The 754-nt window shown below is 48.7% G+C and carries 2 pseudogenes; both read right to left on the bottom strand.

Annotated elements, in window-relative coordinates:
* Positions 1-672 (bottom strand): annotated as a pseudogene (locus R7R78_RS25915) (flagellar hook-length control protein FliK); the annotation flags it as partial.
* Positions 669-754 (bottom strand): annotated as a pseudogene (locus R7R78_RS25910) (LafD); the annotation flags it as partial. The pseudogenes R7R78_RS25915 and R7R78_RS25910, both read right to left, overlap by 4 nt.

The raw sequence follows: 754 nt of genomic DNA, 5'->3' as shown, positions 1-754 counted from the left end.
GTCCACTTTCACTGCTGCCCACTCTGAGCCTTGCGTATGAGCATGAGCCACTGTCGCAGCGCTCACTGCTTGAGCGGACGGAGCAGAAGTTTGAACGTTCAGTGGTGCAGTCGTTGCTTGCCCTTGCGCTGGTTGGTTCAACAATGCTTGAAAGTCTACGGCAGAGGTATTCACGCGTGCATTCGCAGAAGCTGTTTGGCTAGTTTGAATATCTTGTTGTTGCGGTGATGTGTTTAACAAGGCATTAGCTTGCGCTGGGCTTGTTGTTTTTGCTTCACCTTTTACTTCCAACGGATTGACTTTGTTGAACGACGCAACCGATTTCTCAGCCATGTTTAGCATGCCTTGCGTCAAGGTTTGCGCTTGCGCTGCAAGGTCTGGTGTTTCAGTTGGCGTCGTTGCACTCAGAAGAACATTCATTCCAGTGGTGTCAACAGCAGCATTTTCTTCCGTTGTTGCAGTTGTCGCCTCTTTGCGCTCTTCACTTGAGAAAGTTTGTGCAGCAAGGCGAAAGCTTGGTACTGCTTGCTCTGATAATGCTGCGGATTGATTCAGAGGTGTTTGCCCTGAAGCACTGCGCTGCGAAAAGCCTTGAACATCTTTTGCTTGCGTGATTCGGCCTTCTGAAGATGAAGCGGCATTTGACGATGGCAGTGAAGAAGAAATCATCATTGTGTCATCTCCATTGTCATCGCTAGTTGATATGCCATGGCACGCTCTTGTTGATCGTTCGCCATGTTCATCTCTTTTTTGA

This window comes from Vibrio sp. 2134-1, assembly GCF_033339495.1.
The sequence above is the reverse complement of the archived record's forward strand: the minus strand, read 5'-3'. Positions and strand labels throughout refer to the sequence as shown.